We start from the raw sequence: 18891 nt of genomic DNA, 5'->3' as shown, positions 1-18891 counted from the left end.
TTCGCCCGTTATAGCGATACAGTATTAACATTGATGTTAAATGGCGTACTGGATTCTTTACGCACAATTTTTGTTTAATAAGTATGAGATATCACGATACTATCCCCTTACTTAGTAACTTTAAATTGTGATAATTGTTCAGTAAGCATATTTACATTAAATGCGTACTGAATAAGGTTATTTCAGCGATGGAATAACAAATAAAGGTGGTACCGCGAAACTCAAGCTTTCGTCCTTTTTATCCGATTCATTCGGGTACGAAGGACGGAAGCTTTTTTATTTTAACTTACAGGAGGTATTAATATGAAGGATACTCAGTTAGCACAAATCACATTAACAGATGATTCAACTGGTGCTATAGCGAATCCAATCCATCTATCAACTGCATACAAACATCCTAAACTAGGACAATCAACTGGATTTGATTACACACGAACTAAAAATCCCACCCGCTCAACATTTGAAACCTGTTTTGCAAAGTTAGAACAAGGTGTTGCATCATTTGCCACATCAAGTGGAATGTCTGCAATCCAATTAATATGTAATTTATTTAAGCCACACGATGAAATCTTAGTTTCATTTGATTTATATGGAGGCACATTTAGATTATTTGAATTCTACGAACAACAGTATGATATCAAATTTAAATACGTTGATTTTACAGACTATGAACAAGTTCTAAATCATATAACAGATAAAACTGTAGCGTTGTTCATTGAACCAATATCTAATCCACAAATGATTGCCATCGACGTGAAGCTATATTACCAGCTTTGTAAAGAAAAAGGTTTATTATCTATTATCGACAATACCTTTTTAACACCTTATCTTTCGACGCCTTTAGCAGATGGTGCGGATATCGTCTTACATTCAGCTACAAAATATATTGGCGGACATAACGATGTGCTAGCTGGTGTAGTCACAGTTAAAGATGATGACTTAGCACAACAATTGTTTGATTTTCACAACATGACTGGCGCAACACTCTCGCCAATAGATAGCTATTTGTTGTTACGTGGTCTTAAAACTCTACATCTACGAATTGAACGTGCACAATCAAATGCAAGAAGGCTTGCTGAAAAATGTAAATCTTTACAAGCAATTGACGAAGTACTATATAGCGGACAAACAGGAATGCTTAGTTTACGGCTTAACAAGGCCTATAGCGTCGCTAAATTATTAGAAAATTTAGATATTTGTATTTTTGCAGAAAGTTTGGGAGGAACAGAAACATTTGTGACATTTCCCTATACACAAACACATGTTGATATGCCAGATGCTGAGAAAGATAAACGTGGCATTGATGAGTATTTAATTCGCTTATCATTAGGCGTTGAAAATTATGAAGACATCGAACGCGATATCATCCAAGCATTAGAAAAGGCTCAGATTGGAGAGATTGTATGACACTTTCAAAAGAAACAGAAGTGATATTCGATTGGCGTAGAGGTGTGGAATATCATTCAGCTAATCCACCACTATACGATTCTTCAACATTCCATCAAAAACGTCTTGGTGACAATGTTAAATACGATTATGCAAGAAGTGGTAACCCTAATCGCGAGCTTTTAGAAGAGAAACTAGCACGATTAGAACACGGAAAATTTGCTTTTGCTTTTGCATCAGGAATTGCAGCAATCTCAGCTGTACTTCTAACGCTTAAAGCCAGTGATCACGTTATTTTACCAGATGATGTATACGGTGGTACATTCCGTCTCACCGAGCAAATTTTAAATCGTTTCAACATCGAGTTTACAACTGTTGATACAACAAAGGTTGAACAAATCGAAGGTGCCATTCAATCCAACACTAAATTAATTTATATTGAAACACCATCGAATCCCTGTTTTAAAATTACCGATATCAAAGCTGTTTCTAAAATAGCCAAAAAGCATCAACTACTTGTTGCCGTTGACAATACATTTATGACGCCGTTAGGTCAATCGCCCTTATTACTAGGAGCTGACATCGTTATACACAGTGCCACTAAATTTTTAAGCGGACATAGTGATCTCATTGCCGGCGCGGTTATTACTAATAATGAGGCAATTCGTGAGGCACTATATTTAATTCAAAATGGAACTGGAAACATGCTATCAGCTCAAGATAGTTGGATGCTAGCTAAACATTTAAAAACATTCCCGATTAGATTTAAACAATCAGTCGAAAATGCTCAAAAAATCGTGTCATTTTTAATAGAACAAGAAGAAATTTCAGAGGTTTATTATCCAGGTCTCAATTCTGCTCATTTAGAACAAGCAGAAAATGGTGGTGCCGTTATCGGTTTACGTTTAAAGGATGAATCTAAAGCTCAACAATTCGTTGATGCTTTAACATTACCACTTGTCTCAGTAAGTCTTGGAGGTATCGAAACGATACTATCACATCCAGCAACAATGTCACATGCAGCATTACCTGAAAAAGTAAGAGAAGCACGTGGTATTACATTCGGATTATTCCGATTGAGTGTAGGCTTGGAAGATCCTGATGAGCTTATTGCTGACATCAAATACGCATTAAAGGAGGCATTCAATGAGTCAATTCCTCACACAATTGAAAGATAATGTTTTGGTAGCTGATGGCGCTATTGGAACCATATTATACTCTGAAGGTTTAGATACCTGTCCAGAGGCATATAACCTTAGCCATCCTGATAAAGTTGAACGCATCCATCGTTCTTATATAGAAGCTGGTGCTGATGTCATTCAAACGAATACTTACGGCGCAAATTTCGAAAAATTAAAGCGCTTTGGTCTTGAAGATAAAGTCAAAGATATTCATCAAGCTGCAGTACGTATCGCAAAGAAAGCTTCAAATAAAGATACGTTTATATTAGGTACAGTCGGTGGTTTTAGAGGTATAAAGCAAGAAGATATCAGTTTACAAACAATTCTTTATCATACAGAAATCCAAATAGACACATTGGTGGAAGAAGGCGTTGATGCTTTACTTTTCGAAACTTATTATGACTTGGAAGAGTTAACGAATGTCATCACACGTACAAGAAAAAAATATGATATCCCAATCATTGCTCAATTAACCGCATCAAACACAAATTATTTAGTTAATGGTCAAGCAATCAACGAAGGATTAAAACAACTCGTACAATGTGGCGCAAACATCGTAGGGCTCAATTGTCACCATGGTCCCCACCATATGCAAGAATCCTTTACACACATTGAATTACCAGAGCAAGCATACTTATCTTGCTATCCAAATGCTAGCTTATTAGATATTGAAAATAGTGAATTTAAGTATAGTGACAACGCACAATACTTCGGTCAAGTTGCTCAAAATTTAATTCGTGAAGGCATTCGCTTAATAGGTGGATGCTGCGGTACAACACCAGAACATATTAAATTTATTAAAGAGTCTATTCAGTCACTTAAACCAGTTAATGATAAGAAAGTGATTCCGATACCAACGAAAGCACTTTTCAATCCATCTCAACATAAAGTGAGACAATCTTTAACATCTAAAGTTCAAGAACGCCCAACAGTTATTATCGAATTGGATACACCGAAGCATTTAGATACTGATAGATTTTTTGAAAATATCGCTAAACTCGATAAAGCTAATGTAGATGCGGTAACACTAGCCGACAATTCATTAGCGACTGTCAGAATTAGTAATATTGCTGCCGCTAGCTTAATTAAACAATATTACAATATCGAGCCACTCGTACACATTACATGTCGAGATCGTAACTTAATTGGCTTACAGTCCCACCTACTTGGATTATCGCTCATTGGCGTTAACGAAATTTTAGCAATAACTGGTGATCCTTCAAAAGTTGGTCACTTACCTGGTGCAACAAATGTTTATGATGTTAATTCTAAAGGATTAACTGAACTCGCACTTAGATTCAATCAAGGTATTAACACTGATGGTGATGCGCTGAAGAAACGTACACACTTCAACATCGCTGGCGCCTTCAATCCTAACGTTCGAAAATTAGATGGCGCCGTGAAACGTTTAGAGAAAAAGATAGAAAGCGGAATGTCTTATTTTATAACGCAACCCGTGTACAGCAAAGAGAAAATTATTGAAATTTACCATGCCACTAAGCACTTGAACAAACCATTTTTCATAGGCATTATGCCTATCGCAAGTTACAAAAATGCACTCTTTTTACATAATGAAGTGCCAGGCATCAAGATGTCAGACGAAATTTTACAACAGTTTGAAGCAGTTAAAGATGATAAAGCCAAAACACGTGAACTAAGTTTAAAACTATCTAAAGACTTAATTGATACTGTTCACGAATATTTCAATGGTTTATACATTATTACACCGTTCCAAAATGTCGAAGATTCATTAGAACTTGCAGCATACTCAAAATCTATTACTGCTCACAAGGAGGCAATATTATGACAACTATTAAAACATCAAATTTAGGATTCCCAAGATTAGGTAGAAAAAGAGAATGGAAAAAGGCCATCGAAAGTTATTGGGCAAAAAAGATTTCTAAAGAAGAATTAGATCAAACTCTTACTGACCTTCATAAAGAGAACTTATTGTTACAAAAATACTACCATTTAGATAGTATCCCAGTTGGTGACTTCTCTTTATATGATCATATTCTAGATACGTCATTACTATTCAACATTATTCCAGAACGTTTCCAAGGAAGAACTATCGATGATGATTTACTATTTGATATTGCTCGTGGTAATAAAGAGCATGTTGCAAGTGCACTTATTAAATGGTTTAACACAAACTATCACTATATCGTACCTGAATGGGACAACGTTGAACCTAAAGTAAGTCGCAACGTATTACTAGATCGTTTTAAATATGCACAATCTCTTAACGTTAACGCTCACCCTGTCATTGTTGGTCCAATTACTTTTGTTAAATTATCAAAAGGTGGTCATCAAACTTTTGAAGAAAAAGTTAAAACATTATTACCACTTTATAAGGAAGTGTTTGAGTCATTAATTGATGCAGGTGCTGAGTATATTCAAGTGGATGAACCTATCTTAGTTACTGATGATAGTGAAAGCTATGAAGATATTACACGCGAAGCTTATGATTATTTTGAAAAAGCTGGCGTTGTTAAAAAATTAGTTATTCAAACATACTTCGAACGCGCTCACATTAAATTTTTAAGTTCATTACCTGTGGGCGGTTTAGGTTTAGACTTTGTTCACGATAATGGCTATAACCTTGAACAGATTGAAGCTGGCGATTTTGATAAGTCAAAAACATTATATGCTGGAATCATTGATGGACGTAATGTATGGGCAAGTGACATTGAAGCTAAAAAAATCTTAATCGATAAATTATTAGCGTATACTAATGATCTTGTTATCCAACCTTCTTCTTCATTATTACATGTCCCAGTATCATTAGATGATGAAACATTAGATGCAAGTGTTGGCGAAGGATTAAGCTTTGCGACTGAAAAATTAGATGAACTAGATGCATTACGTCGATTGTTCAACCAAAGTGATAATGCAAAATATGATAAATTTAAAGCGCGATATGAACGATTCCAAAATCAATCATTTAAAAACTTAGATTATGATTTTGATAGTGTACGCACTTCTAGACAATCACCATTTGCACAACGTATTGAGCAACAACAAAAACGTTTGAACTTACCAGATTTACCAACAACAACAATTGGGTCATTCCCGCAAAGTCGTGAAGTTCGTAAATATCGTGCAGATTGGAAAAACAAACGCATTACAGATGAAGCTTATGAAACATTCTTAAAAAATGAAATTGCTCGATGGATTAAAATTCAAGAAGATATCGGCTTAGATGTGTTAGTACATGGAGAATTTGAACGTAATGACATGGTTGAATTCTTTGGCGAAAAATTACAAGGCTTCTTAGTAACAAAATTTGGTTGGGTTCAATCATATGGTTCACGTGCAGTAAAACCACCAATTATTTATGGTGATGTTAAATGGACAGCACCATTAACTGTGGACGAAACAGTATATGCACAAAGTTTAACTGACAAACCTGTTAAAGGTATGTTAACAGGACCTGTAACGATTCTGAATTGGTCATTTGAACGTGTCGACTTACCACGTAAAGTTGTTCAAGATCAAATTGCTTTAGCAATTAACGAAGAAGTGTTAGCACTTGAAGCTGCAGGAATCAAAGTTATTCAAGTTGATGAACCTGCTCTGCGCGAAGGTTTACCATTACGCTCTGAATATCATGAACAATACCTTAAAGATGCCGTGTTATCATTTAAACTTGCAACGTCATCAGTTCGAGATGAAACACAAATCCATACACATATGTGTTATTCTCAATTTGGTCAAATCATTCATGCTATTCATGATTTAGATGCCGATGTTATTTCAATTGAAACATCTCGTAGCCATGGTGATTTAATCAAAGACTTTGAAGATATCAACTATGATTTAGGTATTGGATTAGGCGTATATGATATTCATAGCCCACGTATTCCAACAAAAGAAGAAATTACGACAGCAATTAATCGTTCATTACAACAAATCGACCGCTCATTATTCTGGGTTAACCCTGACTGCGGTTTAAAAACAAGAAAAGAAGAAGAAGTTAAAGATGCATTGACTGTACTTGTGAATGCAGTTAAAGCCAAACGTCAAGAATAATCGGCACAATTATCATATAATATTCTAAAAACGGGTGATTTTATGACACAATATCCTTTATGGCAACAATTAAATACTTTAAAACAAGCAACTTGGGTAGATTTAACGCATACGTTTGATCCTGAAATTCCACGTTTTAGTGAATTTGAAAAAGGCGAAGTATCAACTTTATTTACTGTTAAAGATCATGGTTTCTATGTACAACGTTGGAATATTGTAACGCAATATGGCACACATATTGATGCGCCCATACATTTCGTTGAAAACAAACGATATTTAGAAGATATTGATTTAAAAGAATTGGTATTACCTTTAATCGTATTAGACTTTTCAAAAGAAGTAGCGAATAACAATGATTTCATCGTAACACGTGCATATATAGAAGCATGGGAAAAAGAACATGGCACAATTGAACCAGGTACATTTGTTGCTCTTCGCTCAGATTGGTCAAAACGTTGGCCTAATATCGAGAAATTTGAAAATAAAGATGCTAATGGACAACAACATGCACCAGGTTGGGGATTAGATGCTTTGAAGTATTTGATTGAAGAACGTCAAGTTGAAGCTGTTGGTCATGAAACATTCGATACTGACGCATCTCTGGACGTTGTAAAAAACGGCGATTTAGTTGGCGAACGCTATATTCTTGGTCAAGATAAGTATCAAGTTGAGTTGTTAACTAATTTAGATCAATTGCCAACTCGTGGCGCCATCATTTACGCCATCAGTCCTAAACCAAAAGATGCGCCTGGATTCCCAGTTAGAGCATTTGCAATCAAACCATCAAATAACTAATGTACACTACTAAATCAGTGAATCCATAAACAAATAAAAACAGGTTATTTCAACGTGTATCCAACACTGTTGCTATAACCTGTTTTCTAATTATTAATATTTCGAAACAACTGCAGCGATTGCTTGTCCGCCACCAATACATAATGATGTTAATCCAGTTTCAACTTCATCATTTAATTGATGTAATAACGTTACTAATACTCTAGCACCTGATGCCCCTATTGGATGCCCTAATGCAATGGCACCACCCTTAACATTTACTTTTTCTTTTGGCAATTTCAACTCACGATCTACAGCTAATGATTGAGCTGCAAATGCTTCATTTAATTCAAATACATCAATATCGCTCAGCTCTTTATTACTGCGTTTTAATGCTTTTTCTACAGCTCCTACTGGTGCAATACCCATAACTGAAGGATCTACACCATGACTTCCAAAACCATCAATTACTGCTAATGGTTCAATATTTAATTCTTTGGCTTTGTCTTCTGACATTACCAACATCATAGCAGCCCCATCATTAATTCCTGATGCATTACCTGCTGTAACCGTCCCATCTTTTTTGAAAGCTGGTCTTAAACGACTTAATTTTTCAATAGAGACATTTCCTCGAACACCTTCATCTTTTGAAACAACGATTGGTTCACCTTTACGTTGTGGAATTGATACCGGAACAATCTCACTGTCAAATCCACCATTTTGTTGCGCATTTGCCGCCTTTCTTTGAGAATTAACAGCAAATGTATCTTGTTCTTCTCTTGTAATTTCATATTGTTCTACTAAATTCTCAGCAGTAATACCCATATGGTATTGGTTAAATACATCCGTTAATCCATCATATACCATGCTATCAATCATCGTTTGATGACCCATCTTAAAACCAAAGCGACCGTTATTGACAAGCATTGGTGATTGAGACATGTTCTCCATGCCACCAGCTATCACGACATCATTTTCACCAGTCAAGATAGATTGATACGCTAGTTGAATTGACTTCAATCCTGAACCACATACTTTATTCACCGTAAATGCAGGTACTGTTTCTGGCAAACCGCCTTTCATAGCAGCAATACGAGCTGGATTTTGTCCTTGTCCTGCTTGAAGTACATTACCAATAATGACTTCATCAATGTCACTAGGATTCAAACTAGTTTCTTTAATAATATGTTCTATTAAAGTCGCACCTAAATCATAGGCTGGTACATCTTTGAATGCTCCTCCAAAAACGCCAATTGGTGTTCTATATGCTGCTGCTAATACGACTTTCGTCATGGAATATTCATCTCCTTATGATATATACAATTTTTATAACTAACATGTCTTATGAACCAACACTTCATTAACATACAATTAATGAATCCTATTGCTACCGATATTACATTTTCAATCCTTGTTATTCATTCAACAAGACATATTATACAATGTAGTAATTTGATTGGGCAATTAGAAACGCAACCGTTTTCATCCTAACAATTCACACTTTAATTTTTGCTCTATCATCCTCATCTATAGTACAAAATTATTAATTAATTTACCACAAATTTTCATTACAATCAGGTACAACGCTATGATTATTTTCCAGTTAATTATGGCGCCACTTTATGACTGTTGACTTCGTTATACCTTCACATCCATCGTTACAACAACTATAATGTCATCAATTTCGAAACTATCTCCATATCAACTATTTCAAACGTTTCATCGATACTGAAATTTAAAAAGCCCCTTTTCACTATAATAGAAGCATAGTATACTTAAAAAATTAATTATACATCCAAAAGGAGTTAAATTTTCATGGTTAATACATTAACGCCAAAACATTTATCTGAAAAACGTGCAGGATTTCATGAACTATTCTTTGATTTAATCTTCGTTTATGCAATTCAAAAAATAGCACATGTGATTTTAACAACACAAAATGGTTCTATTTCAGCTGAATTATTTTTCAAATATATCGTCATGAGTTTATTCTTATGGTTAATGTGGTCTCACCAAACATTTTTTACAAATCGATTTGGTCAAGTCACATTTAAAGACGTTTCGTTTATGATGTTCAACATGTTTATCATGGTCTTTCTATCTAATAGTTTATATCCAGACTTTGAAAAAACATTCTTCCCATTCTTCTTATGTGTTGCAATTATGTATCTAAGTATTGGTTTACAGTACTTGTTACATATACGTACCGGTTTAGATTATGGCGAGAAGCGTACATGCCAAGCCTTTGCTACTGTAGCTTTTGTAATTTCATTCTTATCATTTTTATCATTAGTACTGCCACAAAGTATCCATTATATCCCTGGATTTTTAGGCGTATTCATTGCAGCAACTGGACTTATTCCATTCCAGAAGTATCTCGTGCTATCACCTGTTAATATGATGCACCTAGTAGAACGTTTTTCTTTATTAACAATTATCATTTTTGGTGAAGTGCTTGTTGGTTTAGCTTCGTCATCATTTAGCATTGATCATTTTAGTTATATTTATATATTCCAATTCATGATTTTAATTAGCCTTTTTGGTGTATATTGGATTATTACTGAAAATTATATTAATCATAAATTAACTTCTATTGGCTTTCGTTTGTCATATACGCATTTATTAATCAATATCGCTTTAGGTGTGATTAATGCTGCAATTGTTTTTAGTAATAACAATAAACTAAATGACTTTTTTGAAATTAATATGATGTACATTAGCGTTTTAATTTTCTATATTGGTTTATGGTTAATCACACCTTATTTCCATAACGAACTAACCAACGCAAAATATATTACTTATTCACTAGGTATACTCATTGTGTCTTATATTATCAGCCTTTTATTTAAAGGACATGATCAAGTAATGATTATCTCGGTATCAATTGCAACCTTCTGTATCATGCTGATTTATTTTAAAAATCAACGTTTACGTAATAAACATGACTAAATAGTATTTACCTCGGTCAAAGTATTTGAACTGAATCCAAAAGTGTCGAACTTCACATTATACTTTTTTGACAAATTTCAGTTGTGATACATGATCGAGGTTTTTAAATATTTCCAAGGAAATCATTAACGTATATAATCATCAAATGATACGTGTAGTTAAATTAACTATACAAACAAATTAATTGCTATATAAACTTCAATTCCCATAAATCATTCGACAAATTTTAATCTGTATTTAAAAATTGGACGACAGATGACAATTATAAAGATATGACACATGCACCTATCAATCTCTACACATCATTCCTCAACAAAAAGAACAGATGACTATCGTACTGATTTATCACCTGCTCTAAATATTATTTCACCTACTATCATCACGCTAAGGTCGACAATTATAGTTCTTGCTTGTTAAAAATTTTAATAGACAATATATAAGAAACACTTGTTATAACTATACCAATGACCGCATATGCAATGACAACTAGCCACCCTTCAGTGCTAATTTTTTCAAATTCTAATGCAGATGCACCACTAACCATACCATATATAAAGAAAAAGACCACGAAAGAAATAAGTAGTAGTATAGATGCAAATATCATAATGACATTGGAGTTTTCAGCGCCAAATTTAAATGTCAATGGGAAAATGATAGAGTACGCTCCTATGATTCCAAAACTCATTAAACATGACATAATACCAATCATCACACTTTGGGTCACAATCGTAGTCACAACTAATCCAATCATTAAACTTGCACCGAATAAGATTAAATAAAAGACAAAGTATGACTTAATATAATCACTTCGTTTAACTGGCAAAGTAGATACATAGTACATCCATCTAGAGTCTTTTTCATGTTTAATATTATCAGTAATGGGTGTGATTAACATAACCCCAGCCATTGCAGAACTCATAAACGGATTAAATACTGCAAAGTATCCCGCAGCTATGATAGCGACTATAAAATAAATATATGTTTGCTTTCTCGTTGCATAAAAACTACTTAGTAACATACCTTTCATTATACTTCACCTCGCATTATGATTTTTGTTGCGTCATCTATGTGTTTTAAAGGCTCTACATTTTCAATTTCTGCATAATCTTTAACTAAAACTTGATATTTACCCTTTGATAATCTAGAAGCAATAACTAAATGATCGGGAATTTTAACATCTTTATCTTCCGTCGTTACAATTCCATATTGTGCTAGCAGTATATCTTTTTGTTCAGTTAAAATCATTCGTCCATCTTTCATAAACACTAATTTATCCGCTAAATGTTCAATATCTTCAGATATATGAGATGAAATTAAGATACCTCCACCTTGCGCAACAAAATCTTCTAAAAGCTCCATTACTTCTTCTCTTCCTGAAACGTCCATACCCGCTGTTGCTTCATCTAAAATTAATAACTTCGCATCATGAGAAAGTGCAATCGTTAAAGCAACTTTCATTCGCATTCCTCTTGAAAAAGTTTTAATTTTAGTTTGTAGTGGTAACTCAAAATACTTAATTAAATCAAAGAATTTGTTACTATTCCAACTTGTATAAATAGTTTGAAATACTTTATCAATATCTTTAATAGTCAATTTATTAGGTACTCTCAAATCATCAAATACGACACCTATATGTTCTTTATATTCGACATCACCCGCACCATGTTCTTCTCCAAAAAATATAATACTACCGTTATCTTTATGGCGATTACCTACTAATATATTAATTAATGTCGATTTACCTGAGCCATTTTTCCCAATTAATCCTACTGTCTCATTAGTAGAAATCGTTAAAGATGCATCTTGTAATTTAAAATCCGAAGCTTTGTATTGTTTATTCACACGATCTACATTTAACAATGTTGTCATATCCATGCTCCTCTTTGTTTAATTTTAATAAAAACGTCTTCTCTTCAATAAATAACTAAAGGCGTTATATATGAAAATAGCGATGATAAGTAGCAAACTGAAGCTTTGATTAATTCCTGTAGCAATTGAATAAGACCCTATAAAAATAATTGCTAATATTAATAACGATAAGTTAATCGCATAAGTTTTAAATAATGCAATTAATTCTATATGGCGTTCACCTTCATCCAATATTTCCAATCGCTTTTCAATGTAATTCTTATCTGCAATTTTTGGCATTCTATCATCAAATTTTCTATCAAACAGCGTAAATTGTGTATTGAAAATAGCACTAACAAAAAATGGTATTAAAAAGAATAGCATTCCATCTGCTTTAGCGTGCCCTATCACAAAAATAAGCAATACTAAAAAAGCAATAACTGTCTGCAGAATACTTAATATACTTCCATTTAAAACATAACGATTCGCAAGCAATTCATATTGATCTGTTGCATCGATATCTACCTCTTCATCTACAAGTCGCTTATACTTCAATGCACGTCTTTGATTCATCAAAACAATGGCTTCTACCAATATGATGACAATAGTCGCAACAATCGATATTACAACGACATTGTTATATGTCGCAAACGTCATGTTCTCAATACCAAATCCATCAAAGTTACCTAAAATTCCACCAATGATACCACCTACAATTCCACCCAGTAAAAGATATCCGATATATCTTAGTATTTTCATGCTTCATCCTCCTCAATAATGAAAACCGTTTCCACAGTTTCATTGAAAATGCGAGCAATCTTTATTGCCGTTAATACTGATGGCATAAAGTTGTTTCGCTCAATTAGCGAAATGGTTTGTCTTGAAACACCAGCTAGTTTGGCAAGCTGCGTTTGATTTAAGCCATCTCGTGCTCGTAACTCTTTCAATCGATTACGCACATCGCATCAACTCCTTAATCCTAATGTAAATGATATTAGTCTTTTTGACAACTACATTTGTCAAATTTACACAAAAAATTCCACCGCGCATCAATTTATTAAATACTGATTCGAATTTCTCAACACCTGTAAGTCATATTTTTTTACTTTCGTTACACCTTGCTTCATAATTAACAACATTCTAATTTTAGTAATATGCACGTTATGCACGCATTTTTAAACAGTAATTCAATAGCGCATTTCACTAAATTAAACCATTCAAAGGAGATTATTATGGCATTTACATTATCTGCAATACAACAAGCACATCAACAATTTACTGGTGTGGATTTCCCGAAACTATTCAAAGCATTTAAGGATATGGGTATGACGTACAATATTGTTAATATTCAAGATGGCACAGCAACATACGTACATCAATCAGAAGATGATATTGTTACTTCCTCTGTGAAAAGTACAATTCCTGTTGCTAAAAAATCAAACAAAGCAATGGTTCAAGACGTCTTAACTAGACATCAACAAGGACAAACAGATTTCGAAACATTTTGTGATGAAATGGCTGAAGCTGGCATTTATAAATGGCATATCGATATTCATGCGGGTACTTGTACTTATATCGATTTAAAAGAACAAGCTGTCATTTCAGAGCTTATTCCTCAATAAACTATATTTACAACAATATTTCAATTATTTTATAAAATATTATTGATAATCATTATCGTTCGGTATAAAGTAAGTACTATATACTACTTTTGAGTGAGGTTGATTATCATGATAACTAACACTTTAATTTTAGGCATTACAGGTCCAACAAGTCTTGTAGTCATAAGCATTATCGCTTTAATTATTTTTGGCCCGAAAAAATTACCGCAATTTGGACGTGCCATTGGTTCTACTTTAAAAGAATTTAAATCAGCAACCGAAGATTTAGACAAAGAGTCTCACGATACACCCAGTAAGGAATCGAAGCAACAACGAGATCGAGATTAATAACACTGATCACACGTTAATGGTTCACTTTAGTGAACTACGTCATCGCTTAGTTAAAATACTATTGTCGTTTATCATCGCAGTCATCATCGTTTATGTTTCATCATTTTGGTGGATGACATTGGTCATATCATATATTACTCGAGCACATGTGACTTTACATGCTTTTTCATTCACTGAAATGATTCAAATATATGTGATGATTATATTTTTCATTGCATTTTGTCTCATTTCACCGATTATGTTTTATCAATTGTGGGCGTTTGTTGCGCCCGGTTTACATGACAATGAACGTCAATTTATATATAAATATAGTTTATTCAGCGTACTGTTATTCAGTTTCGGTGTCGCCTTTGCATTTTATATTGGCTTTCCAATGATTATTCAATTCGCTTTAAAATTATCAAGTACTTTGAATATTTCGCCTGTGATTGGCTTTAAAGCATATTTAGTTGAACTTATTCGTTGGCTTTTCACTTTTGGCATTTTATTCCAATTGCCAATATTATTCGTAGGTCTTGCAAAATTCGGTCTCATAGATATCGCATCATTGAAACATTATCGAAAATATATTTACTTCTCTTGCTTTGTATTAGCAAGTATTATTGCACCACCAGACATAACATTAAATATATTACTCACATTGCCACTCATACTGCTCTTTGAGTTCAGTATGTTCATTGTTAAGTTCACATGCCGAGCTGAACCGCCAACACATTGACCTTATACGAAACAATACTGCGATAATCGTGATACAACAATACCGTAAATTACCGATATCACAACAAAAAAACAGGCACTCGGCCTGTTTTTTATTTTTTAAATTTAAAGATTAAGAAAGCTACTGTAATAATATATACAACTTGTGCTATCAACGTTTCATAACTTGGATATAATCCTAACCAGTTAATCGTTGGGAATCCTTCAATGACATGTCTCGGCATAGCACCTAATAATTGTAACTTTTGAATACTTACGCCAAGCATTTTGAATCCCATAATAAAAATAAATATCGACAACACTCTAAATATATAGAAAATAGGTATTAATTTGACAATAAATCTAAATAATAGCGCAAAGATAATTAATATAACGATGGCTAAAGCAATACCTATGATAAAATCTTTGGTCGCTAGTTCGCCTATCATCCCCATATAGAAAATGATAACCTCGACACCTTCACGCAACACAGATATTAAACCATTCGTCGCTAACAATACTAAATTACCATTACTAATCGCATTGGCATACATATTTTTAATCATATCATTCCAGCGTTTCGCATTTGAACGTTTATGCATCCAAACACCAACGATAAACATTAATATAACCGCAACGATACCTAATCCCGCTTCCATACTTTCTCGAAGAATACCGCTATTTCCTAGTGTTTCTACGAATGTAATTGCTAAAACGATACTTAATACAAGTCCGGCAATTGCACCACCAATCACACTTGCAGTACCCTTCTTATCTTTGACATTACGCGTCATAGTAGTCAATGTCATTACAATTAACAATACTTCTAGTCCTTCACGTAAAAAGATAATCATTACATCGACAAAGCTATAACTATGGCCAACAACCTCTTTAATTTGATTGTTTATATCTACTAAACCATCTTTTACATGCGATTTATTATGTTTGTCTAAAACACTTTGATAATATGGAATCTTATCTTCAATTTTAGTATATAAAGCACCATTTTTAGTTTGAATCTGACCTTCAACATATGGCCAAATTTCTATAAAATGTGTAAGTGCTGTATCAGCATCTGACAATTGATTATCGTCGATTGCTTTAATCGCTTTATCTAATTCATCATTCAACTGCGATACATGATATTGATTGTTTTCAGACGTATCACTTTTCTTATCGACATGATCAATATTTGATTTAAAAGTTGTCCATGCATGTGTTACTTTTGTCGTATCTAAAGGCTCCTTATGGATCGAAATTCTAAGTTGCAGAAGTGCAACCTCAATTTGTCCATATTGATTTGCGTCATAATTACGAATCACTGTTTCATTGCTAGTCCATATCTGATTCAAACTATTGTTCAAGGATTCTAATTCTGCTTTATTTTTGTCTTTAATAGCCTTTGTCATCGCTGCATCTTTGGCATCGACTTGCTGTTGCAACAGTTTAATTTTAGAACCCGCATCTTTACTAGCTAACTTCTCCTCATAAGCAATTAATGACTTCGTCAATTGTGACAATGCATCTATTTGATCAGCATTCGATTTTGCATCTTTAAGTTTTTTCACGTCTGATTTAACAGCATTTCCTTCATTGTTGTCATCAAGCGATAGTTTCTCCACACTACTTACAACTTTTTTAACTGCATCTTTTTTACTGTCTCTAGACATAGATGAACTCGAAAGTGCAGACTTTGCATCCGTTATTACACTATATATATCACTAACACTTTGTTGCTCTGCCGCCTGACTTTTCAATAACCCAAAGCTAAATACCGTTACTACAGTAATTATCGTCGCTACAATTTTAATCAAATAATGTTTCACCAAGGTATCCTCCCTTACTAACACCTGGTAATACTAAAAATGAAGCAGAACCTCTATGTGTAATGTATTCATTTAACTTATCATTACTACCTAAATTATTTTGTATATCGATAAATTGTTTTGTCGCTTTTTGAAAAGCAATGAAAAGTAAGCCTGTCTCAAAATTACCAGTACGTTCATCTGTACCATCAACATAATTAAATGCTCTACGTAATATTGACGTATTGGCTTCTTTCGCTAGTCTCGTATGGGCATCTTTATCAATAATATACTCGCCATGACTATCTTTCGCTTTTAAGTCGATTTCATCAAACTCTTTGCCACCTGTTAACGGCGCACCGCTATGTCTCTTGCGCCCAAATGTCGCCTCTTGTTCTTCAAGCGCTGTACGGTCCCACGTCTCAATATGTATTTGAATACGTCGAATTATACAATATGTGCCATGCTTCGCCCATCCATCATCAATGAACACATAATCTTTCAGTTGATTATTTTTTCTAGGATTAATAGTTCCATCTTTAAACGCCATTAAATTTCTAGGTGTTTCCTTACCTTTAGCAGAAATAAAACCAGATTGCGCCCAGCGTACCTTGACGATATCTCTAAAAGGTCGTACTAAATTATGGACTGCATGAAATGAAACTTGCGAATCATTAGAACAAGCTTGAATCATAATATCCCCATCACTGAAATCCTCTTCCAATTGATCATTTGGAAAATGCGGTATATCTTTGAAAGTATCAGGAATTTTACCGGAAAATCCTATTTTCTTCATCATCGATTTACTAATACCAAATGTAAGAGTCAATTTACTCGCACCAAGACCTATAGCTTCACCAGTGTCTATTGGTGGCATTAGCGGATTCTTACTTGCTTTACCAACCGTATCTCCGTCCATCATTCGATCGGCCATCACAGTCCACTTTTTAAACATCGACTTAATCGCATCACGATCTTTTGATTTCAAATCTAATGCTACAAAATGACATGTTTTTTGAGTAGGCGTCGTTACCCCTGGTTGCACTTTCCCATGGAATTCATATGCATCCTTTTCTGGATCTTCGGGAGTATTAAACATCGATTTGAAAGACCAAACACTACCCACACCACTTGCTCCAATAGCAACACCGGCACCACCAATGCCTAACATTTTTAAAAATGTCCGTCTTGAAAATTGTGTGCTGTCATTCACTTGTTCGTAATTTGTCATTCAGTAATCACAGCCATTTTACTTAATGGCTCTCCTAATGCATTAACCGCATCGGCAAATGCTTTACGATCTTTCTTCGATACTTTTTCAAATGATTCATAGCCACCATTCTTATCTTTATATTTATCTAAAAGTTGGTTTACTTTATCGAAGTTTGTTTGAATATCATCACTTAATTTTTTATCTTTTTTCTCTAAAATTGGCTTGAATAAATCATAAATTTTTTGTGCACCTTCAACATTCGCTTTAAAATCATATAAATCTGTATGTGAATAAACCTCTTCTTCACCTGTAATTTTAGAAGTTGCAACTTCATTTAATAAGTCTACAGAACCTTGTAACATTAATTTTGGTGTAATATCTAATGTGTCTGCTTTCACATGTAACTCTTTAGCATCTTTTAATAATTGTTGTGCATCTTTTTTAGTCATATCATCAATTTTGTTATCTTCATATAAGTCTTTTTCAATCTTATGATATCCTGACCATTCTTTTTCTTTTTTCTCTTCTTTCATGTCTGCTAGACGCGCATCAATTTTAGGATCTAAGTCACCAAATGCTTCAGCAACCGGTTCTGAACGCTCATAATACATACGCACTTTTGGATATAATGATTTTGCTTGAGCCATATCATTATTTTCGATTGCTTTAACAAATTGGTCTGTTCCTTTTAAAAATTCGTTCAACTGTTCATCCGTATATTTATCATATGCTTTAGTTGCTTGTTTTAACTCTGCTTTAATACCGTCATCTTTTTTCGATGCCTTTGAATCATCTTTCTTACTATCGTCGTTCCCACATGCAGCAATTAATAACGTTGATGCTAATAATAGCGTTGATAATTTTTTCATTTTGACACCTCATTATAGAAATTCTATTATCTCCATAGATATGTTCTCATTTGTATTATCAAGCATTCCCTACACGCTGAAATAATACACTGCACTTAAAACGGTTGTTTTAAAGCATCCTCCCATGAACATCATCTAGTTGATAATAATTATCAAAATCATTATATTGTTATAAAATAATACTGT

The 18891-nt window shown here is 33.8% G+C and carries 17 protein-coding genes and 1 other annotated feature (1 of these 18 only partly in view); of the genes, 9 read left to right on the top strand and 8 right to left on the bottom strand.

The genetic code is table 11. The annotated features are described in order from the left end of the window. Window positions 1-240, top strand: a binding site (T-box leader) (it extends 131 nt beyond the left edge of the window). Between the two features lie 63 nt (window positions 241-303). From SAMSHR1132_RS01710 to SAMSHR1132_RS01690, 5 genes are read left to right on the top strand one after another with little or no spacing between them, the layout of a single operon-like run. Continuing rightward, window positions 304-1407, top strand: a complete 1104-nt coding sequence (locus SAMSHR1132_RS01710) for an aminotransferase class I/II-fold pyridoxal phosphate-dependent enzyme (protein WP_000655711.1) — start codon at window positions 304-306, stop codon at window positions 1405-1407. After that, window positions 1404-2564: a cystathionine beta-lyase MetC gene (gene metC / locus SAMSHR1132_RS01705; protein ID WP_000175840.1), complete on the top strand. Its 1161-nt coding sequence runs from the start codon at window positions 1404-1406 to the stop codon at window positions 2562-2564. Before SAMSHR1132_RS01710 ends, metC begins: the two co-directional genes overlap by 4 nt. Further along, on the top strand, window positions 2533-4374 hold the full coding sequence (locus SAMSHR1132_RS01700) for a bifunctional homocysteine S-methyltransferase/methylenetetrahydrofolate reductase (protein WP_000077332.1): 1842 nt from the start codon (window positions 2533-2535) through the stop codon (window positions 4372-4374). The genes metC and SAMSHR1132_RS01700 overlap by 32 nt, the downstream gene beginning before the upstream one ends. Beyond that, window positions 4371-6599 (top strand): 5-methyltetrahydropteroyltriglutamate--homocysteine S-methyltransferase, encoded by a 2229-nt coding sequence (metE, locus tag SAMSHR1132_RS01695; RefSeq protein WP_000207635.1) that lies wholly within the window; start codon window positions 4371-4373, stop codon window positions 6597-6599. The genes SAMSHR1132_RS01700 and metE overlap by 4 nt, the downstream gene beginning before the upstream one ends. A gap of 42 nt (window positions 6600-6641) precedes the next feature. Further along, window positions 6642-7394: a cyclase family protein gene (locus SAMSHR1132_RS01690; protein WP_000195905.1), complete on the top strand. Its 753-nt coding sequence runs from the start codon at window positions 6642-6644 to the stop codon at window positions 7392-7394. Window positions 7395-7487: 93 nt separating this feature from the next. Here the strand turns inward: SAMSHR1132_RS01690 and SAMSHR1132_RS01685 are convergent, their stop codons facing one another. Further along, a complete protein-coding gene (locus tag SAMSHR1132_RS01685; protein WP_000170233.1) occupies window positions 7488-8666 on the bottom strand; it encodes an acetyl-CoA C-acetyltransferase in 1179 nt (392 codons plus the stop codon). A 522-nt stretch (window positions 8667-9188) separates the two neighbouring features. On the opposite strand from SAMSHR1132_RS01685, the gene SAMSHR1132_RS01675 reads away from it, so the two are divergent. Then, the gene (locus tag SAMSHR1132_RS01675) at window positions 9189-10322 is read left to right on the top strand and encodes a low temperature requirement protein A (RefSeq protein ID WP_000248404.1); all 1134 of its coding nucleotides are present in this window, start codon (window positions 9189-9191) and stop codon (window positions 10320-10322) included. A 397-nt stretch (window positions 10323-10719) separates the two neighbouring features. Here SAMSHR1132_RS01675 and SAMSHR1132_RS01670 read toward each other — a convergent pair whose 3' ends face one another. The 4 genes from SAMSHR1132_RS01670 to SAMSHR1132_RS01655 are packed head-to-tail and all read right to left on the bottom strand — an operon-like array spanning window position 10720 to window position 13129. After that, window positions 10720-11349, bottom strand: a complete 630-nt coding sequence (locus SAMSHR1132_RS01670) for an ABC-2 transporter permease (protein WP_000677806.1) — start codon at window positions 11347-11349, stop codon at window positions 10720-10722. Then, complete coding sequence (locus SAMSHR1132_RS01665; protein ID WP_000209545.1) at window positions 11349-12191, bottom strand: ABC transporter ATP-binding protein; 843 nt, start codon at window positions 12189-12191, stop codon at window positions 11349-11351. The genes SAMSHR1132_RS01670 and SAMSHR1132_RS01665 overlap by 1 nt, the downstream gene beginning before the upstream one ends. A 24-nt stretch (window positions 12192-12215) precedes the next feature. Next, window positions 12216-12929 carry a DUF3169 family protein gene (locus SAMSHR1132_RS01660; RefSeq protein WP_000698748.1) on the bottom strand — a complete coding sequence of 238 codons (714 nt, stop codon included), beginning with the start codon at window positions 12927-12929 and terminating at the stop codon, window positions 12216-12218. Continuing rightward, entirely contained in the window at window positions 12926-13129 is a 204-nt protein-coding gene (locus SAMSHR1132_RS01655; RefSeq protein WP_001246008.1) for a helix-turn-helix transcriptional regulator, read from the bottom strand. The genes SAMSHR1132_RS01660 and SAMSHR1132_RS01655 overlap by 4 nt, the downstream gene beginning before the upstream one ends. Window positions 13130-13402: 273 nt before the next feature. Here SAMSHR1132_RS01655 and SAMSHR1132_RS01650 point away from each other — a divergent pair, with 273 nt between their 5' ends. From SAMSHR1132_RS01650 to tatC, 3 genes are all read left to right on the top strand, one after another. Next, on the top strand, window positions 13403-13792 hold the full coding sequence (locus tag SAMSHR1132_RS01650; RefSeq protein WP_000886006.1) for a DUF1398 domain-containing protein: 390 nt from the start codon (window positions 13403-13405) through the stop codon (window positions 13790-13792). A 99-nt stretch (window positions 13793-13891) separates the two neighbouring features. Then, the gene (locus tag SAMSHR1132_RS01645; RefSeq protein WP_096001300.1) at window positions 13892-14119 is read left to right on the top strand and encodes a twin-arginine translocase TatA/TatE family subunit; all 228 of its coding nucleotides are present in this window, start codon (window positions 13892-13894) and stop codon (window positions 14117-14119) included. A gap of 19 nt (window positions 14120-14138) precedes the next feature. Then, entirely contained in the window at window positions 14139-14840 is a 702-nt protein-coding gene (tatC, locus tag SAMSHR1132_RS01640) for a twin-arginine translocase subunit TatC (RefSeq protein ID WP_072467280.1), read from the top strand. Window positions 14841-14931: 91 nt separating this feature from the next. Here the strand turns inward: tatC and SAMSHR1132_RS01635 are convergent, their stop codons facing one another. Genes SAMSHR1132_RS01635 through efeO form a run of 3 tightly spaced genes read right to left on the bottom strand, consistent with a single transcriptional unit; the run spans window position 14932 to window position 18705 of the window. Beyond that, on the bottom strand, window positions 14932-16644 hold the full coding sequence (locus SAMSHR1132_RS01635) for an FTR1 family iron permease (protein WP_000683613.1): 1713 nt from the start codon (window positions 16642-16644) through the stop codon (window positions 14932-14934). After that, window positions 16625-17854 (bottom strand): iron uptake transporter deferrochelatase/peroxidase subunit, encoded by a 1230-nt coding sequence (gene efeB, locus SAMSHR1132_RS01630; RefSeq protein WP_000186233.1) that lies wholly within the window; start codon window positions 17852-17854, stop codon window positions 16625-16627. Before efeB ends, SAMSHR1132_RS01635 begins: the two co-directional genes overlap by 20 nt. Then, the gene (gene efeO, locus SAMSHR1132_RS01625; protein WP_000736705.1) at window positions 17851-18705 is read right to left on the bottom strand and encodes an iron uptake system protein EfeO; all 855 of its coding nucleotides are present in this window, start codon (window positions 18703-18705) and stop codon (window positions 17851-17853) included. The genes efeB and efeO overlap by 4 nt, the downstream gene beginning before the upstream one ends. Window positions 18706-18891 lie beyond the last annotated feature (186 nt).

This window comes from Staphylococcus argenteus (assembly GCF_000236925.1).
Classification (GTDB): domain Bacteria; phylum Bacillota; class Bacilli; order Staphylococcales; family Staphylococcaceae; genus Staphylococcus; species Staphylococcus argenteus.
Note: the sequence above shows the minus strand (reverse complement) of the source record. Positions and strands in the feature narration are given on the sequence as shown.

Coding starts and splice junctions, on each gene's coding strand:
- SAMSHR1132_RS01710 (WP_000655711.1), top strand. CDS start 304: ATGAAGGATACTCAGTTAGCACAAATCACATTAACAGATGATTCAACT.
- metC (WP_000175840.1), top strand. CDS start 1,404: ATGACACTTTCAAAAGAAACAGAAGTGATATTCGATTGGCGTAGAGGT.
- SAMSHR1132_RS01700 (WP_000077332.1), top strand. CDS start 2,533: ATGAGTCAATTCCTCACACAATTGAAAGATAATGTTTTGGTAGCTGAT.
- metE (WP_000207635.1), top strand. CDS start 4,371: ATGACAACTATTAAAACATCAAATTTAGGATTCCCAAGATTAGGTAGA.
- SAMSHR1132_RS01690 (WP_000195905.1), top strand. CDS start 6,642: ATGACACAATATCCTTTATGGCAACAATTAAATACTTTAAAACAAGCA.
- SAMSHR1132_RS01685 (WP_000170233.1), bottom strand. CDS start 8,666: ATGACGAAAGTCGTATTAGCAGCAGCATATAGAACACCAATTGGCGTT.
- SAMSHR1132_RS01675 (WP_000248404.1), top strand. CDS start 9,189: ATGGTTAATACATTAACGCCAAAACATTTATCTGAAAAACGTGCAGGA.
- SAMSHR1132_RS01670 (WP_000677806.1), bottom strand. CDS start 11,349: ATGAAAGGTATGTTACTAAGTAGTTTTTATGCAACGAGAAAGCAAACA.
- SAMSHR1132_RS01665 (WP_000209545.1), bottom strand. CDS start 12,191: ATGACAACATTGTTAAATGTAGATCGTGTGAATAAACAATACAAAGCT.
- SAMSHR1132_RS01660 (WP_000698748.1), bottom strand. CDS start 12,929: ATGAAAATACTAAGATATATCGGATATCTTTTACTGGGTGGAATTGTA.
- SAMSHR1132_RS01650 (WP_000886006.1), top strand. CDS start 13,403: ATGGCATTTACATTATCTGCAATACAACAAGCACATCAACAATTTACT.
- tatC (WP_072467280.1), top strand. CDS start 14,139: ATGGTTCACTTTAGTGAACTACGTCATCGCTTAGTTAAAATACTATTG.
- efeB (WP_000186233.1), bottom strand. CDS start 17,854: ATGACAAATTACGAACAAGTGAATGACAGCACACAATTTTCAAGACGG.
- efeO (WP_000736705.1), bottom strand. CDS start 18,705: ATGAAAAAATTATCAACGCTATTATTAGCATCAACGTTATTAATTGCT.